Consider the following 14,808-nt stretch of genomic DNA (forward strand, 5'->3'; position numbering starts at 1 on the left):
CGGCGAGCGAACATTGCGTCCCGACTTGCAAGCGATCGGGACGCCGACGATCAGTGACGGAAGAGGAATTCCTTGGAGTTGATCAGGACCCAGCCGAGATCCTCGATCGCCTGGCGACGGTCCTCGGCCCCCTCGATGTGGGCGATGGCGGCGGTCTGCTCCGTCTCGGTCGGGGACCGTGAGAGGGCGACGGCGTAGAGTTCGTCGATGATCTCCTTCGCCGGCTTGTCCGACTGGGAGAGCAGGTGCATCCGGCCGCCGTCGGCTCGGAGCTTGTCGTGGACGGTGGATCCGCCGATCAATTGGAGGGCCTGCGAGAGGTTCGAGTCGCTCTCGCGTTCGCACTCGCAGGCGAGCTCGCGGGCCGGCCGGCCGAAGGTCTTGAGGAACGGGTGGTCCATCTGGCCGTCGGGGATCGAGATGGCCCGGGAATTCGCGGGCAGGCCGTTGAACGCCGTCGGCACGTCCGCCACGGTCGAGATGGCGTCGAGCAGGACCTCGGCCGAGAGGAGCTTGGTGACGGCGTGCGAGAAATAGACCTCGTCGTCGGCGTTCAGCTCGTTGCTCCGGGCGCTGAGGCGGTAGGTCCGGCTGTTGAGGATCGTGCGGGCCAGGTGCCGCAGGTCGAACCCGCTGGCGGCGAATTCGGCGGCCAGGCCGTCGAGCAGCTCGACGTTGGAGGCGGGATTCGAGTCGCGGAAATCATCGACCGGGTCGACGATCCCCTTGCCCATCAGGTGATACCAGATGCGGTTGGTCATGCTGCGGGCGAAGAAGTCATTCTCCTCGCTCGTGAGCCACTCGGCCAGCCGCTGCTGGCGGTCGGCGGAGGTCTGGGCCTGGTCGTAGACCGGGCCGCCGAGGGCCTTCGGGGGCATGACCTGGTTGGTCCGGGGCTGCCGGACGTCGCCGCCGTCGGCCGCGAAGATGACCTCCTCGTCCGGCTTCATGCCGGGCTTCTGCTTGACCCGGGCGAAGAAGGCGGCGAAGCCGTAATAGTCGTCCTGGGTCCAGCGCTCGAACGGGTGGTTGTGGCACTTGGCGCAGGAGATCCGGACGCCGAGGAAGAGCTGCGCGGTGGTCTCGACGGCCTCCTCCGGGGTCCGGCTGATCCGGTAGTAGTTGGCCGGCGGGTTGTCGAAGGTCGAGCCGTCGGCGGTCAACAGGTCGCGGACGAACCGGTCGATCGGGGCGTTCTGCTCCAGTTGCGACCGGATCCAGCGATGGAAGGCATAGGCCCCCTTCGACTTGATCAGCCGGGAATTCGACCGGAGGATGTCGGCGAACTTCAGGGCCCAGAACTCGTTGAATTCGGGGCGTTCGAGGAGCTCGTCGATCAGGGTCTCGTAGCGCGTCGGCGAGGGGTCTTCGAGGAAGGCGCGGGCTTCTTCGGGGGTCGGCATGACGCCGATCGTGTCGAGGTAGACGCGGCGGACGAATTCCTCGTCGGTGCAGGGCTCCGAGGGGGCGATCCGCATCCGGTTGAGCTTGGCGAAGACGGCGGCGTCGACCGGGTTATCCTGGGGCACATCCACCTCGGCGAAGCCGGGGACCTCGATCAGGTGGGTCAGGCGGACGACGGCGACCAGGTCGAGGTAGTGGGCGATGACGGCGACCTCGCCCCGCTTCTTGAACGAGACGAAGCCGGACGGGTCGACCTCGGCGATGTCGGTGTTCGACGAGTCGTAGTAGCAGATCGGGGTGACGTCGCGGACCGTGCCGTCGTCGTACCGGACCCGGGCGACGATCTGCTGGGACCGGGCGGGCTCGTTCAGGACGCGGTCGCCGGGGACGATCTCCAGGGCGACGGCCTTGGCACTCTGCGGGTCGTCCTTCACCCCCTCGGCGATCCAGTCGCGCAGGAACTCGAAGGTCTTGGTGTCGCGGAAGAGGCGGACCCCGCCCTCGTGGGCCAGTTCGCCGAGCGGCTTGCGGAGCAACATGCTGTTGTCCGGGTCGAACGGATCGACGCGGCGTCCGGCGATCTCACGGCTGAGGGTCTGGTAGTCCTCGTCGGGCAGGTAGCCGCGGAGGCTGAGGCGGAAGCCTCCCTTGCCGGTCGGCGTGCCGTGGCAGGCCCCCATGTTGCAACTGGCCTGGCTGAGGGCCGGCATCACGTCCTGCCGGAAGCTGACCGGGTGCGGTTCCGCCATCCGCTCGACGCGGACGGCCGTCTGGGCCTCGACGCTCCCGCCGGAGGCGACGATCCGGGCCTCGCCGTCGCCGACCGGCGTCACGCGCCCCCGGGCGTCGATGGTCGCGACCTCGGGATCGAGGCTGGTCCACCGGACGAGCCGCGTCAGGTCGCGGAGCGAGCCGTCGGGGTCGGTCGCCGTGGCGATCAACTGGGCCGAGGCGCGACGGCCGGAGAGCAGGACGTCGCCCGGGGCGATCTCCAGGCCCGAGGGAGAGCCGATCACGTCGGCCGGCGGAGCCTCGTCGGCCCGGGCGGCGAGCGGGCCGATCAGGGCCAGGGCGGCGACCATGGCAGGCGAAAGCCCCAGCAGAATCCGTCCCGGGTGGTGTCGTCGCAGCATAGATGGCTCCCGAAGTCTGCTATCGAACGTCGAGGCGGGACCACCCGGCGGGTCGGCGGGGGATCGAGGCCAGAACGGTCGTGGCCTCGATCGCGCTCGGGCGGCGAGACGCGCGTGGTCTCGGGAAGAAAGCGAGTTCAACGTACCTCAATCCCAGTGGCGGATTCAAGCAAAGTTCCAACAATTTTTTCCCGAGGCCGGGGAACGTGCCCCCGGCGACGGTCGTCGAAGGGGTGCGACGGCCGGGCGGACTTGCAGTCTCGGACGAGATCCCTACAATCGGAACGTGGAGCATTACCGACACACGTCGCCCCGATTGGCCGGTCCTGGCCGCCGCGCTTCTGGGGACGCATCCCCTGGATCGTCTCGCGGTGTGATAGACTGGTCTCGCAAGCGTCGTCGTGACACGCCGTCACCGAACGGTCGGCCCTCGGCCATGCCCGGATCCGGGCCCTCCTCGATCGCGACCCTCGCCGGTGGCGATCAGGGATCCCGGATCAATTCGAACGAAGGAGATCGGGTCGGATCGAGACAAGGAGGAGAGCGATGGGACCGATCGGGACGACGTCGGAGCAGAGGATCGGTCGGATGCTGGGCTATGGCCTCCCCGGCGCCTTTCTGGGCCTGGCCCTGGCCTGGATGCTGGGGGGCAACCCGGCTCGGGGGGTGCACGCGGAGACGGGATCGGCCTCCTCGGCCAACGGGCTGATGAGCCTCACCATCTCGGCCCCCGGGGATCCGGGCACCACCCGCCTGGTCCTGATTGATCCGCGAACTCAGGCGATGGCCGTGTACAAGATCGATGGCTTCAAAGGGGGTTCGATCAAGCTGGAGGCCGCTCGACAGTTCGGGTCCGATTTGAAGCTTTCGGAGTACAACAACCTGCCCCCGGAGGTTGCGGCGGTCGAGGCCATGGTCGCCGGCCCTCGTCCTCGGGGAAATTCCGGGCAATAATTCCAGGGGCTCGCGGCCGGGAACCGCCGACGCGACGCTCCTCCCCTCGGATCTCGGCACCGCCGACCACTACCGAATCGATTCGAAACGGCCGACCGGCCGAATGCGAAGCGAGGAGCACGTCCCAATGGCTCAGTTTTACACCCTGGAAGAGGCCGCCCAGGCCCTCGGCATGAATGCCGAGGAATTGAAGCAGAAGGCCCAGCATCGCGAGGTGCGGGCCTTCCTCGACAGCGGCTCGTGGCGCTTCCGCGTCTCGGACATCGACGAACTGGCCCGCCGGCGAGGGATGGGCAGCGACCCCGAGCTGTCCCTCTCGGATCTCGAACTGCCGACCGATCAGACCGGCGATCAGACGAACGAGTCGGACGTGGCCGATGACTCGGTCTTCCAGCTCGGCGTGGCGCGGTCGGACCTCGACCCGGCCTCGATGGAGTCCGTCCCGTCCCAGGAGTCGGGGTCGGACGCCGACATCCTGCTGGACGACACCTCGCTGCCGATGGGCGGCGGCTCCAGCTCTCACATCCTGGGGATGGACACGCCCGGCAAGCAACCGAGCGATTCCGACGTCCGCCTGGTCCCCGAAGGGCCCAAGGGGGCGAGCGATTCCGACGTCCAGCTCTCGGGCGAGATCAATGTCGTCCCCCCGCTGACCCCCGGCGATTCCGACGTGACCCTGGTCCACGAGAACACCCAGGAGTCGTTCGAGCCGTTCGGCGCGTCCGACTTCGCCGACGATGACGACTCTGGGGGGTTCGACGCCGTGGCCGAAGGCGGATCCAGCGACGAGACGACCCTGCGTCCCAGCCCGATCGGGTCGTCCGGCGAGATCCGAGCCGAAGGCGAAGGGGACCGTGTCAACGAGGAAGATGACAGCGATTTCGAGCTGACCCCCTCGAGCGTCATCAACGCCCTCGAGCCGGAATCGGGCAGCGATTTCGAGCTGACGGCCCTCGACGCCAGCGACGAGTTCGAATCGGCCGCCCCCCGGCCGAGCGACTCGGACGTGACCGGGGCCGAACCCTCCTCCTCCGGCGTCAACCTCGGCCGGCCGAGCGACTCGGGGATCAACCTGCAGCAGGTCGGCGGCCTCTCCGGGGATGCCGAATCGATCGAGCTGGCCCCGATCGAGGACGAGGACGCGCAGCAGAAGCGGCCCGCCGCGTCGAAGCCCGCCCCTCGGCCCGCCGCCGAGCGTCCCGACCCGGGCGCGACGGCCATGCCCGGCCTCGGGGCCGCCGGCGACCCCTCGGCCACGGCCTTGCCGATCCGCGACCAGGGGCAGAAGGACATCTTCGAGGACACCGACTTCGAGGTCGATGCCCTCGACAGCGGCGAAGACGCGACCATGCAGATCGACGCCAACAGCGACTTCGACCTCGACGAGAGCGATTCGGCCTCCGAGGTCTTCGCGCTCGATGAGGAGGATGTCGACCAGAGTGCCGCCACCGCCCTCGGGCCGGCCATCGCCGCCGAGGACGCCCTGAGCGGCTCGATGGATGCCGAGGTGTCCGACTCCGAGGAGATGGAAGGCGTCGGCTGGGACGAGGAGCTTGAGCCCGCCGGCGCCGCCGCGGCGGCCACCGCCGCCCCCGCCGCCGGCCGCAAGGCGGGCGGGAGCGCCCTGCTGACCGACGCCGGCGGCCCCCCCTGGGGCGGCATCTGGGTCGGCGTCCTCGGCGTGACCACCGTCCTGATGATGCTGCTGGCCTTCATCACGATGGACGTCGTCCGGAACCTCAACAGCTACCAGAGCGACACCCCCGTCGCCTCTGGCCTGGTCAACGTCATCGTCGGAGAGAACTGACCCTCTCCCCCCGCGATGGGGGGATGTTTCCGGGGCACGCCGTTGCTGGCCAGGCCCTCCGGCCCCATTTTCGGGCCGGAGGGCCTGTTGCTCGAACCCGAAGACCTTTGCTTGACGCAACCTCCGGAAACGCATCATAATCGACCGTTCGGAGAGCGGTTCGATTTCTCTCGCCGTTTCGACTCGATCCGAGCCAAGGAGTTTCACACCTATGCGCACGATCTTCTCCGCACTCTGCGGCGTCTTGATCTGTTCCGCCTCATTCGCGAACGAGGCGGTGCAGGTGCGCGGCAATTACCTCGAAGCCCGAACCGCCGACGTCTTCACCGGCCCTTGCTTCTCGAACGCCGAAGTGTTCATCGTCGGGGATCGAGCCGTCATGGCCTGGAAGGTGACGGAAGGCTCCTGGGAGGGGGTTGACCTGACCGGCCTGACCGTCGCCGCCGCGGTCCGGGGGACCTCGACCTTCTCCGAGGACCGTCCGGAGCAGGCGCTCGCCGTCATGATCGTCGACGAGCGGGCCGACGAGCGGCAGCGCGCCGCCCTGGTCCAGATGGCCCAGCGCCTGGGGGGCACCCGACTGGGCCAGGTGGTCGACGTGAAGGCCTCGGCGATCGACCTGGACGTGGACGAGCATTGCCACACGGAAGCCCACGGCCCCGAGCACAAGAACCACCTGATGCCGATCGCCCCCCCGGCCCGCTTCGCGGCCGAGGGCCTGGCCGAGATCTCGACCCGGCCGCTGGGCGGCGATGATTGCGTCTGCGGCAACGAGGTGATCGCCTATCAGCCCCTGTCCGAAGGGGTCGAGGTGCAGCCGGCCTACACCCTCGCCCACTCCTTCCGCGGCAAGGGCCTGGGGAGCACCTGGGCGGCCCCCAATGCCCGGAGCAGCTTCGTCGGGCACTTCGCCTACTGATTCGATCCGCTCACGCAGATGCGGATTGGTATCCTTGCGCATTGCGTCCCGGGCCTCGGGCATGACCGGCCTTTGCGATCGGCCGGCGGGCCCCGGATCGGGACGCGAGGCAAGGGGCCTCGACCGCGAGGCCGGTTTGGCCGACGGGCCGGGCCTGGCTGCGGTCGGGGATCGCCCGTCAACCCGCCCGAGCGTCCTTCCCCCGCCCAATCAGACTCGATTGAACCGAATCGAAAGGGATGAAACGGCCCATGCGTACGATGTCGATCATCGTCGCCTCGGCGATTCTCGCGGCCCTGTTCGGGCCGCCCGCCTCGGCGCAGGACTCCTATTCCACCGAGGTCCTTTCCGAGGCACCTCCCGAAGATCTGGCTGCTCCCGTCCGCGAGGCGCTCGCGGAGCAGGGAATCCGGGTCCTCGACGCCGACGGCAAGCCGTACCTCGACCTCTGGCTCCGCAAGGGGTTGCCGACCCAGGGGGACATTACCGGGCCGACCGGTTCGGTGATCTTCCCTTACCTGCAGGTCGGCGAGCTGGTCGGCGCGGTCCGCCTGGCCGAGGACACGGGCGATTACAAAGACCAGGTCATCTTGCCCGGTGTCTACACCATGCGGTATGGCCAGCAGCCGGTCGATGGCAACCACCTGGGTGTCAGCAAGTTTCGCGATTACGTCCTGCTCTCGCTGCCCGACGAGGACATCGAGCTTGAGCCGATTCCTCAGGACGATCTGAACGCGGTCAGCACCGGGCCTTCCGCGACCAACCACCCCTCGATCTTCCTCCTGTTGCCGGCCGGGGCGGATGCGACCGTCCCCTCGATCGTCAACGACGAGGGGGAGAAGCGCACCTCGGTCGTGCTGCAAATCCCCCTGGAAACCGGTGGGGATGGCTCGAAGGCCCTGACGACGCAACTGGTCTTCGTCGGTGCCGGACCCCATTGATCGGTGCCGAAGCAGCCGGACCGAGCCGGCTCGACCCCCGTCGAGCCGGTCGGACCGCCTGGGCGATCGGTCGGCCTTTCCGCCAGGCCCCGATCGATCCGCCGCGATCGCGGGGCGTCGACGCGTGAGGTCGGTCGTGGTCCGGACCGAGTGCCGGGGCACGGGGCGTCTGGCCGGATCGAGCCTCCTGCACAAGGCCTCAACGGGCCTTGAACACTCCATGGGACAGGCAGACATGATGTCCGCATCGCCGGCCGTTCGCGAGCTGTCCGTTCGGTCCCCTCGGCGTTGAGAGGTCCGAAGGATGCCCCTTCTCGTCTTGGTCGCGCTCTTCGTTGCGTTCTGGTCGCCGATCGTCCCGGGCAACCCGGGCCTGACCGGTTTCGAGCCGAGCCTCTCGAAGAGCCTGGCGGTGGTGACCGCATCGGTGCTGGGGCTCGGGCTGATCTCGGCGCTGGTCGGCAGAAGGTTGGTCCGCAAGGCGGCCCTGACGGGGCAAACAGTCCGTCAGCGCTATCAACTGCTGCGGGCGTCGCAGGCGTTGCAGGTCGCGGCCTTGCTGGCCTTCTCGGCCTTGATTTACGTGCTGGAATGGCCATACGTCGTCGCGGACCGCCTGCGGCTCCGGGACTGGCTCCTGGTCGAGGAAACGGTCATCCTGCTGCCGTTCCTGCTGATGATCCTGGCGATCTGGAGCGGCCTTTTCCCCGCGGAACGGTCCTTGAAGGCGACCCGGGCCCGCCTGACGGAGCCGGTCCGCCTGGGCGGCCACCTGATCGTGAAGGCGCGACACGCCTTCGGGCTGGTGCTGCCGGTCGCCGTGCTCTTCGCCCTGGTGATGGAGGTCGATCAACGCATCGAATCGAGGTTCGGGGTCGGGGCGTGGGTACACCTGGTGGTCTACGCCGTCCTGGGGGGGCTGATCCTGGTCCTCTCGCCGGCCTTCGTGCGGTTGAGTTGGCCGTCGAGGCCGCTGCCCGAGGGCCCGCTCCGGAGCCGCCTGGAGCAACTCGCCCGTCGCTTCGGCTTCCGCTACACCGACATCCTCGTCTGGGATACCGGCGGGACCCTCGTGAACGCCGGGGTGACGGGGGCGTTACCCTGGTTCCGCTACGTCCTGCTGACGGACGCCATGCTCGAGAACCTCTCGCCTCGCCAGGTCGAAGCGGTCTTCGGGCATGAAGTGGGGCACATCGCCCACCGCCATCTGACCTACTTCGGCCTCTTCTTCCTGGGGACGATGGGGGTGATGGCCCTGCTCAGCGCCGGGATCGATCAGGCCCTCAGCCTCGACTCCCCGCTCTGGTTCTGGGGGAGGAGCCGCTGGATCGAGTTGCTGATGCAGGCCGCGGTGGCCCTGGGGCTGGCCCTGGCCTACTTCTTCGTCATCTTCGGCTTCCTCTCGCGATGGTTCGAGCGTCAGGCGGATGTCTTCGGGTGCCGGGTCGTCTCGTGCGACCTGGCCGATTGCCCCCCGCATCGCGACATCAACGCCGATCCGACGACCGCCCCGGGCAGCGTGCCCGAGGCGCTCTGCCCGGTCGGGATCGGGATCTTCATCGAGGCATTGAGCAGCGTGGCGACGCTCAACGGCCTGGAGCCGCGGGCAGCCTCGTGGCGCCACGGCAGCATCGCGCGTCGGATCGATTTCCTGAGGCAGTTGGAAGGCCGCCCCGAGGTCGAGCGCCGCTTCCAGTCCCATCTGCGGCGGGTGCGGCTGGGGCTGGGGCTGGCCCTGGCGGCGGCGGTGCTGCTCGCCGTGACGACCGGGGCGATTGATTCCTTCCGATGAGCCGCCCCCCGTCGACCGGACCGACGATCGACTTGAGGAAAAAAGGGCGCGCTCCGGCTTCTCAGTCGGAACGCTTTGTGTTAGGTTCCGCGCCCCCGGCTCATGGAGTTGCCGGGGACGCGGCGGCCCCCGGGGACGCCGAGCATCCGACTGGTACGGTCCGACACGGAGGTCGCCCCATGCCCCGCTGGCCGATTCGGCTCAAGCTGATCGTCGGCCTGAGTCTGGTTGTCGCCATGATGATGACGCTGCTGACCGGCGCCGTCGTGGGCCTTCGGGCCTTCCATCGCAGCAACCTGACGCTGACCGATCAGCTTCGAGAGTTGGGGGCGTCGAAGGATCTCCTGCAGGCGGTCATGCAACTCGATCTCGACGATCGAGAGCTGGAGCATTTCCTCTCGGACCAGTCCGAGCTCCCCGCGGTCCTGGAATCGGAGGCGGCGGGGCCCGCCGCCTCGGGCTCCTGGAGGTGGTCGGGCCTCCTGCTGGTCGGCCTGGCCGGCGCCGAGTCGGACCGCCTGGGGAGGCCGCCGATCGACGACCAGGTCGAGCGCACGTCGGGCCCGTTCATCACCATCCTCGACCGCGAGGCCCGGCGTCGGGAATTGCTCGATCGGCTCCTCAACCGGCTCCAGACGGCCCGGCGGGCCTTGCTCCGGTATTACTCCGAGCTGGAGCGCAACAGCCTGCGGGGCAACCGTTCCGACGGTCGGGATGAGTTCACCCTGGCCTTCTTGATCGATGACGACCTGACGGGGGTCCTCCGTCAACTCCAGCCGGACCTGACGGTCGACCACCTGATCGATCGGACCTCGATCTACCTGGCCCGGCATCCCGAGGCGAACCTGCTCAACGCCGGGCCCTGGGAACCGTTCGCCCTGACCCGGGCGAGGCTCGATCGGCTGACCTCCTCCGCCATCGCCCTCCCGGACAAGCTTCACAGCGACTTCTTCCTGGTGCTCGAAGCCTCGAAGCGTCACTACCAGTCGAGCCGGGTCCTGATCTGGACCGTGGCGCTCGCCGTGCTGGCGATGCTCTGCGGCCTGACGAAGCTGGTCCACCGATGGCTGTTCACCCCCATCCGGCTCCTGCACCGCGGGGTCCGTCACGTCGCGAGAGGGTCGTTCGACTACCAGATCGAGCTGCAGACCGGCGACGAGATGCAGGCCCTGGCCGAGGCCTTCAACGACATGACGACACGGCTCGGCGCCACCTATGCCGACCTCGAGCAGCAGGTCGCCGAGCGGAGCCGACAACTGGTCCGCTCCGAGCGGCTCGCGGGGGTCGGCTTCCTGGCGGCCGGCGTCGCCCACGAGATCAACAACCCGCTGGCCTCGATCGCCTTCTGCGCCGAGGCGCTGGAAGGGCGTTTGGAGCCGGTCCTCCGGACCGCCGATCCCGAGGGGACCGGCGACTCCCGGGTCGTCCGCGACTACTTGCGGATGATCCAGGAAGAATCGTTCCGGTGTAAGCGGATCACCGAGAAACTGCTCGACTTCTCGCGCTGCGGCGAGATCCAGAGCCAGCGGACGAACCTCGTCGAGCTGATCGAAGGGGTCGTCGAGATGATGCGTCACATGGGGAAATATCGGGACAAGACGATCATCTTCCAGCCCCGAGAGGCCGTGGTCGCGTTCGTCGATCCCCAGGAGATCAAGCAGGTCATCCTGAACCTGGTGGTCAATGCGCTCGACAGCATGGACGCGGGCAAGACGCTCCGGATCGAGGCCCGCGTCAGCGGGGGGCGGGCCGAGCTGACCTTCCGGGACGAAGGCTGCGGGATGGCCCCGGAGGTGCTCGAGAACATCTTCGAGCCGTTCTTCACCCGCCGCAAGGCGGGCAAGGGCACGGGGCTCGGCCTCTCGATCTCCCACCGGATCATCAATCAGCACCACGGGGAGATCATGGCCATGAGCCCGGGAGAGGGGTGCGGCTCGACCTTCCTCGTCCGGCTCCCGACGCAGACCCAGACGCCGCGGCGTGACCGGGGGGCGGCCGAGCCCGCCCGCGGTCGGCACCCGCTTTGCAAGCCTGGCATGGCGACAGGGGAGGACGACGCCCAGACCTCCCCGAACCTTTCGATTCAAGGATAAACAGCCATGCGCATGATTTCGATTTCGAGCCTCGCGGTCGCCCTGCTGGTGGCACTCTGCCCGGCCTCCTCCACCCGGGCCGACGACGGCCAGGCGCTCGGGGATAAGCCGGTCCAGGATCCGTCTTCCCCGAAGACGTATGCCGGCTTCTACAAGATTGTCTCGGCGGAGCGCGACGGCGACCCGATCCCCCAGGAACGGATCGCGTCCCACGTGGTCCGGATCACCCAGGATATGATCGTCGTGCTCGATGCCGAGGAGAACGAGCTGTATTCCTGCACCTATACCCTCGATCTCGACGCCAGGCCGCACCGGATCGACATGAAATCGACCGGCGGCCCCTCGGATGCCGTGGGGCAGACCTCCAGGGGGATCATGACGCGCGGGACCAACGAGAATGATGAGCCGTTCGTCATGCTTTGTTACAACCTGATCGGCGACGAGTACCCCGAGGAATTCCGGACACGCGCCCAGTCCGAGACGAACCTCTTCGTGCTCCACCCGATCCCCGATCCGACCGAAGGCAAGGACGACCCGAGCCGCTGATTCGACGCACCCCGGCCGGGCCGATGGGGTTCGTCCCGTCGGCCCGACCCTGCCCGGGTCGACTTCGCGTCGGCGAGGGCGCCGAAGACCGCTCAAGGAGGAGACTCGATCATGGAGAAGACACAGCATGGCGGCCTGCGAATCCTCTTCGCCGACGACGAGGACTATCTCCGCGACCTGATGGAACGCGAGCTGCCGCGGCTCGGTCATGAGGTGACGACCTGCCCCGACGGGCAGGCGGCCATCCGGGCGTTGGAGCGCGGCCGGTTCGACGCGGCCCTGCTCGACATCCAGATGCCCGGCCTGACGGGCATCGAGGTGCTCGAGAAGTTCCGCCAGCTCAGCCCCGAGACCCAGGTCATCCTGATGACCGGCCACGCCACGGTCGACACCGCGGTCCAGGCCCTCCGGCTCGGCGCGTTCGACTACCTGACGAAGCCCTGCAAGTGGGCCGAGCTGGAGGTCGTCCTCAACCGGATCGCGGAGCGGCGATCGTTGACCAACAAGGCCGCGGCCCTGGAGACGCGCCTGAAGGCCGCCGAGGGGGGAACGCCCATGCTCGTCGGCGAGACGCCGGTGATGCAGGACGTGATGCACCTGATCGACACCGTCGCCCCCACCGAGGCCACGGTCCTGATCCTGGGAGAGACCGGCACGGGGAAGGACCTGATCGCCCGGACGATGCACGAGCGGAGCCTCCGGGCCGATCAGGCATTCGTGCCCGTGAACTGCGGCGCTTTGCCCGAGAACCTGATCGAGAGCGAGCTGTTCGGCCACCGCAAGGGGGCCTTCACCGGGGCCGAGACGAACCGCAAGGGGCTGTTCGAGGTCGCCAACGGGGGGACCCTCTTCCTCGACGAGGTCGGCGAGCTGAGCAAGGGGCTCCAGGTCAAGCTGCTCCGCTTCCTCGAATCGGGCGAGATCCGACGGGTCGGCGAGAACGAGCCCTTCCGGGCCGATGTCCGGGTCCTCTGCGCCACCAACCGGGACCTGCGCGAGATGGTCGCCGAGGACCAGTTCCGCGAGGACCTCTTCTTCCGCATCAACACCTTCGAGATCTACTCACCCCCGCTCCGGGAGCGGAAGGAAGACATCCCCCTGCTCGCCCGGCACATGCTCAAGCGATACGCCGGGCGTCGCCATGGCCCGATCCCGGAGCTGGCCGAGGACGCCGTCGAGGCCCTGATCGCCCACGACTGGCCGGGGAACGTCCGCGAGCTGGCCAACGCGATCGAGCGGGCCACGATCCTCGCACGGGGGGGGGCGATCCATGCCGAACACCTCCCGACCCAGGGGATGGGCCGGCGGTCTCCCGCCCCTTCGCTCGTGGCCACCCCGGCGGCCAGCGGCGGCCCGCACATCGCCATCCCGGAAGGCACGCCGACCCTCCGCGACCTGGAGCTGCACTACATCCAGGTCGTCCTGGAGAAGCACAAGGGGAACAAGCCCGCCGCCAGCAAGGAGCTGGGGGTGAGCCTCAAGACGCTCTACAACAAGATCAATCAGCTTCAACGATCATAATGTGAGTTGACTGCGATCGGACCATCGGAGGGCGGCGGGGCCTCGTCCCGTGACGGCCCTCCGATGGCGTGATCGTTCGGGGTCAGGCGGGGCCTTGCTGACGCTTCAATTCCTCGTCGGCGTGTCGCTTCCGGTGTTCCTCGTACTCGACGAGCCATTTCTCGGCCCGAGGCAGGTCGCCTTGCCGGACGTAGACCCGGGGATTGCCCTCCCAGGCCCCGAGGAAGTCCTGCATGTCCTGCCCGTCGGACACGGCCTTGATGCCCTCGGCGTTGAGCTGGTCGGCGATGAATTTGGCTTCCATCAGGCTCAGGGCCTGGTAGCAGGGGGTCAGTTCGTCTTGGTCCATGATGAGCCTCGCGCGTTTGATCGACCGGGTCGCGGGTAAGGGAACGGGGGTCGCCCGGGCATCCCGACCGACGCCTGGCAGTCGGGCGACTTGAGCTGCCTGACATGACTCGACACTCGACACTGACAGGCTTGCGATGCCGCGATTCATCACAGGCGGACCGCCTCGAGCAGCTCCGCGGGTGGTACGATGAAGCCGAAGTAGAAGGCCCCGAAGAGGGCATAGCGGGCCGAGCTTTCGTCGAACCGCATCGTATAAACGATGTCCTTCAGGTACGCCGGATTGCGGGCCCAGAGGGTCACGCCCCATTCCCAGTCATCGAGGCCGGTTGAGGCGGTGATGACCTGGGACACCTTCCCAGCGAACTTCATGCCGCTCCGGCCGTGCTCGGCCATCATCTGGGAGCGCGGTTCGAACGGCAGCAGGTACCAGTTCTGCTCCCCCTGGCGCATCTTGCTCATCGGGTAGAAGCAGAAGCAGGGCCAGTCGGGGAACTCCGGATAGAGCCGCTGACGGTTCATCGGTTCCAGCCGATTGGCGTAGGCGTTGACCTTGGCCTTGTAGGCCGAGCTCTCGGGGTCCATCCCCTCGCGATCCCGGAGGATCGCGCCGTATTGCTCCGCGTCGGGGACGTACTCGGAAACCTCGGTGATCGAATAGAAGGAATAAGTCGGCACCAACGCCGGCCCGATCGCCGACGCCTGGAGTGCCGTCTGCACCCGGTGGATGGCCCTCAGGTCGGGGCCGGCCATCATGACGCCGAAGTCGCTCTTGTGGCCGGGGGTCACGAAGCACTGCCGCTGCTCGATCCCCGGGGCCGGGTCGGTCGAGAGGGCGGCCAGGACGTCCGATCGGCCCTGTTCTCGGGCCTCGGGGCCGAGGCGGGCCAGCACCTCGCGGTCGATCCGGTAGAACAGGTGCAGGAAATGCCAGCCGGTTTCCGGGACCAAGGTGGCCGGCACCTGTTCCGCCGCGGCCGGTCGGTGGCCGTGTTGCATCGGTTGCGTCCGGAGCCCGGTGCCCGATGGCCGTTGCGTCCCCTCGTCCATCGACGGTGTCCTTCCTGAAACGGTCGCTCGTCCGATCCCGGTTGAATGGTTCTGTTCGAGGATTTGTCCCTCATTCTAAGGGGCATCGCCCCCCCCCGACAAGCAAACGACCGCCCGCCGGGGCGGATTGCCTCCCACTCTCGGCCCGGTTCGCGCGGTCTTCCGAGTGATCCGCTTCGGACGAATTTTGCCTGCGACAACGATGCTGCTCAAGTTAGCGGCCTGGTTCGTCGATCCGAACTTAAAAGTGACGTGCCGGCGGACTGCTATGGCACTCTTAGGCGTTCAAAGAGGAGGGGG

11 protein-coding genes are annotated in these 14,808 nt (G+C 67.9%); 8 read left to right on the forward strand and 3 right to left on the reverse strand.

Annotated features, from left to right (window positions below):
• Window positions 1–50: 50 nt before the first annotated feature.
• Complete coding sequence (locus AB1L88_RS01550) at window positions 51–2,537, reverse strand: DUF1549 domain-containing protein (RefSeq protein ID WP_367094862.1); 2,487 nt, start codon at window positions 2,535–2,537, stop codon at window positions 51–53.
• A gap of 546 nt (window positions 2,538–3,083) precedes the next feature.
• Here AB1L88_RS01550 and AB1L88_RS01555 point away from each other — a divergent pair.
• The 8 genes from AB1L88_RS01555 (at window position 3,084) to AB1L88_RS01590 (ending at window position 13,110) form a co-directional block, all read left to right on the forward strand.
• Window positions 3,084–3,491 carry a hypothetical protein gene (locus AB1L88_RS01555; RefSeq protein WP_367094863.1) on the forward strand — a complete coding sequence of 136 codons (408 nt, stop codon included), beginning with the start codon at window positions 3,084–3,086 and terminating at the stop codon, window positions 3,489–3,491.
• 127 nt (window positions 3,492–3,618) lie between these two features.
• Entirely contained in the window at window positions 3,619–5,298 is a 1,680-nt protein-coding gene (locus AB1L88_RS01560) for a DNA-binding protein (RefSeq protein ID WP_367094864.1), read from the forward strand.
• 211 nt (window positions 5,299–5,509) lie between these two features.
• Window positions 5,510–6,217 carry a DUF1326 domain-containing protein gene (locus AB1L88_RS01565; RefSeq protein WP_367094865.1) on the forward strand — a complete coding sequence of 236 codons (708 nt, stop codon included), beginning with the start codon at window positions 5,510–5,512 and terminating at the stop codon, window positions 6,215–6,217.
• Between the two features lie 251 nt (window positions 6,218–6,468).
• Entirely contained in the window at window positions 6,469–7,158 is a 690-nt protein-coding gene (locus tag AB1L88_RS01570) for a hypothetical protein (RefSeq protein ID WP_367094866.1), read from the forward strand.
• 304 nt (window positions 7,159–7,462) lie between these two features.
• Window positions 7,463–8,950: a M48 family metallopeptidase gene (locus tag AB1L88_RS01575; RefSeq protein WP_367094867.1), complete on the forward strand. Its 1,488-nt coding sequence runs from the start codon at window positions 7,463–7,465 to the stop codon at window positions 8,948–8,950.
• Window positions 8,951–9,129: 179 nt separating this feature from the next.
• Window positions 9,130–11,043 carry an ATP-binding protein gene (locus tag AB1L88_RS01580; RefSeq protein WP_367094868.1) on the forward strand — a complete coding sequence of 638 codons (1,914 nt, stop codon included), beginning with the start codon at window positions 9,130–9,132 and terminating at the stop codon, window positions 11,041–11,043.
• Between the two features lie 6 nt (window positions 11,044–11,049).
• Complete coding sequence (locus AB1L88_RS01585; RefSeq protein WP_367094869.1) at window positions 11,050–11,589, forward strand: hypothetical protein; 540 nt, start codon at window positions 11,050–11,052, stop codon at window positions 11,587–11,589.
• A gap of 111 nt (window positions 11,590–11,700) precedes the next feature.
• Window positions 11,701–13,110: a sigma-54 dependent transcriptional regulator gene (locus tag AB1L88_RS01590; protein WP_367094870.1), complete on the forward strand. Its 1,410-nt coding sequence runs from the start codon at window positions 11,701–11,703 to the stop codon at window positions 13,108–13,110.
• Between the two features lie 82 nt (window positions 13,111–13,192).
• Here AB1L88_RS01590 and AB1L88_RS01595 read toward each other — a convergent pair whose 3' ends face one another.
• Both AB1L88_RS01595 and hemQ read right to left on the reverse strand, forming a co-directional pair.
• Window positions 13,193–13,459 carry a DUF2007 domain-containing protein gene (locus AB1L88_RS01595; RefSeq protein WP_367094871.1) on the reverse strand — a complete coding sequence of 89 codons (267 nt, stop codon included), beginning with the start codon at window positions 13,457–13,459 and terminating at the stop codon, window positions 13,193–13,195.
• Window positions 13,460–13,608: 149 nt separating this feature from the next.
• The gene (gene hemQ / locus AB1L88_RS01600; RefSeq protein ID WP_367094872.1) at window positions 13,609–14,457 is read right to left on the reverse strand and encodes a hydrogen peroxide-dependent heme synthase; all 849 of its coding nucleotides are present in this window, start codon (window positions 14,455–14,457) and stop codon (window positions 13,609–13,611) included.
• Window positions 14,458–14,808: the final 351 nt, after the last annotated feature.

This window comes from Tautonia sp. JC769, assembly GCF_040717455.1.
Taxonomy (GTDB): domain Bacteria; phylum Planctomycetota; class Planctomycetia; order Isosphaerales; family Isosphaeraceae; genus Tautonia.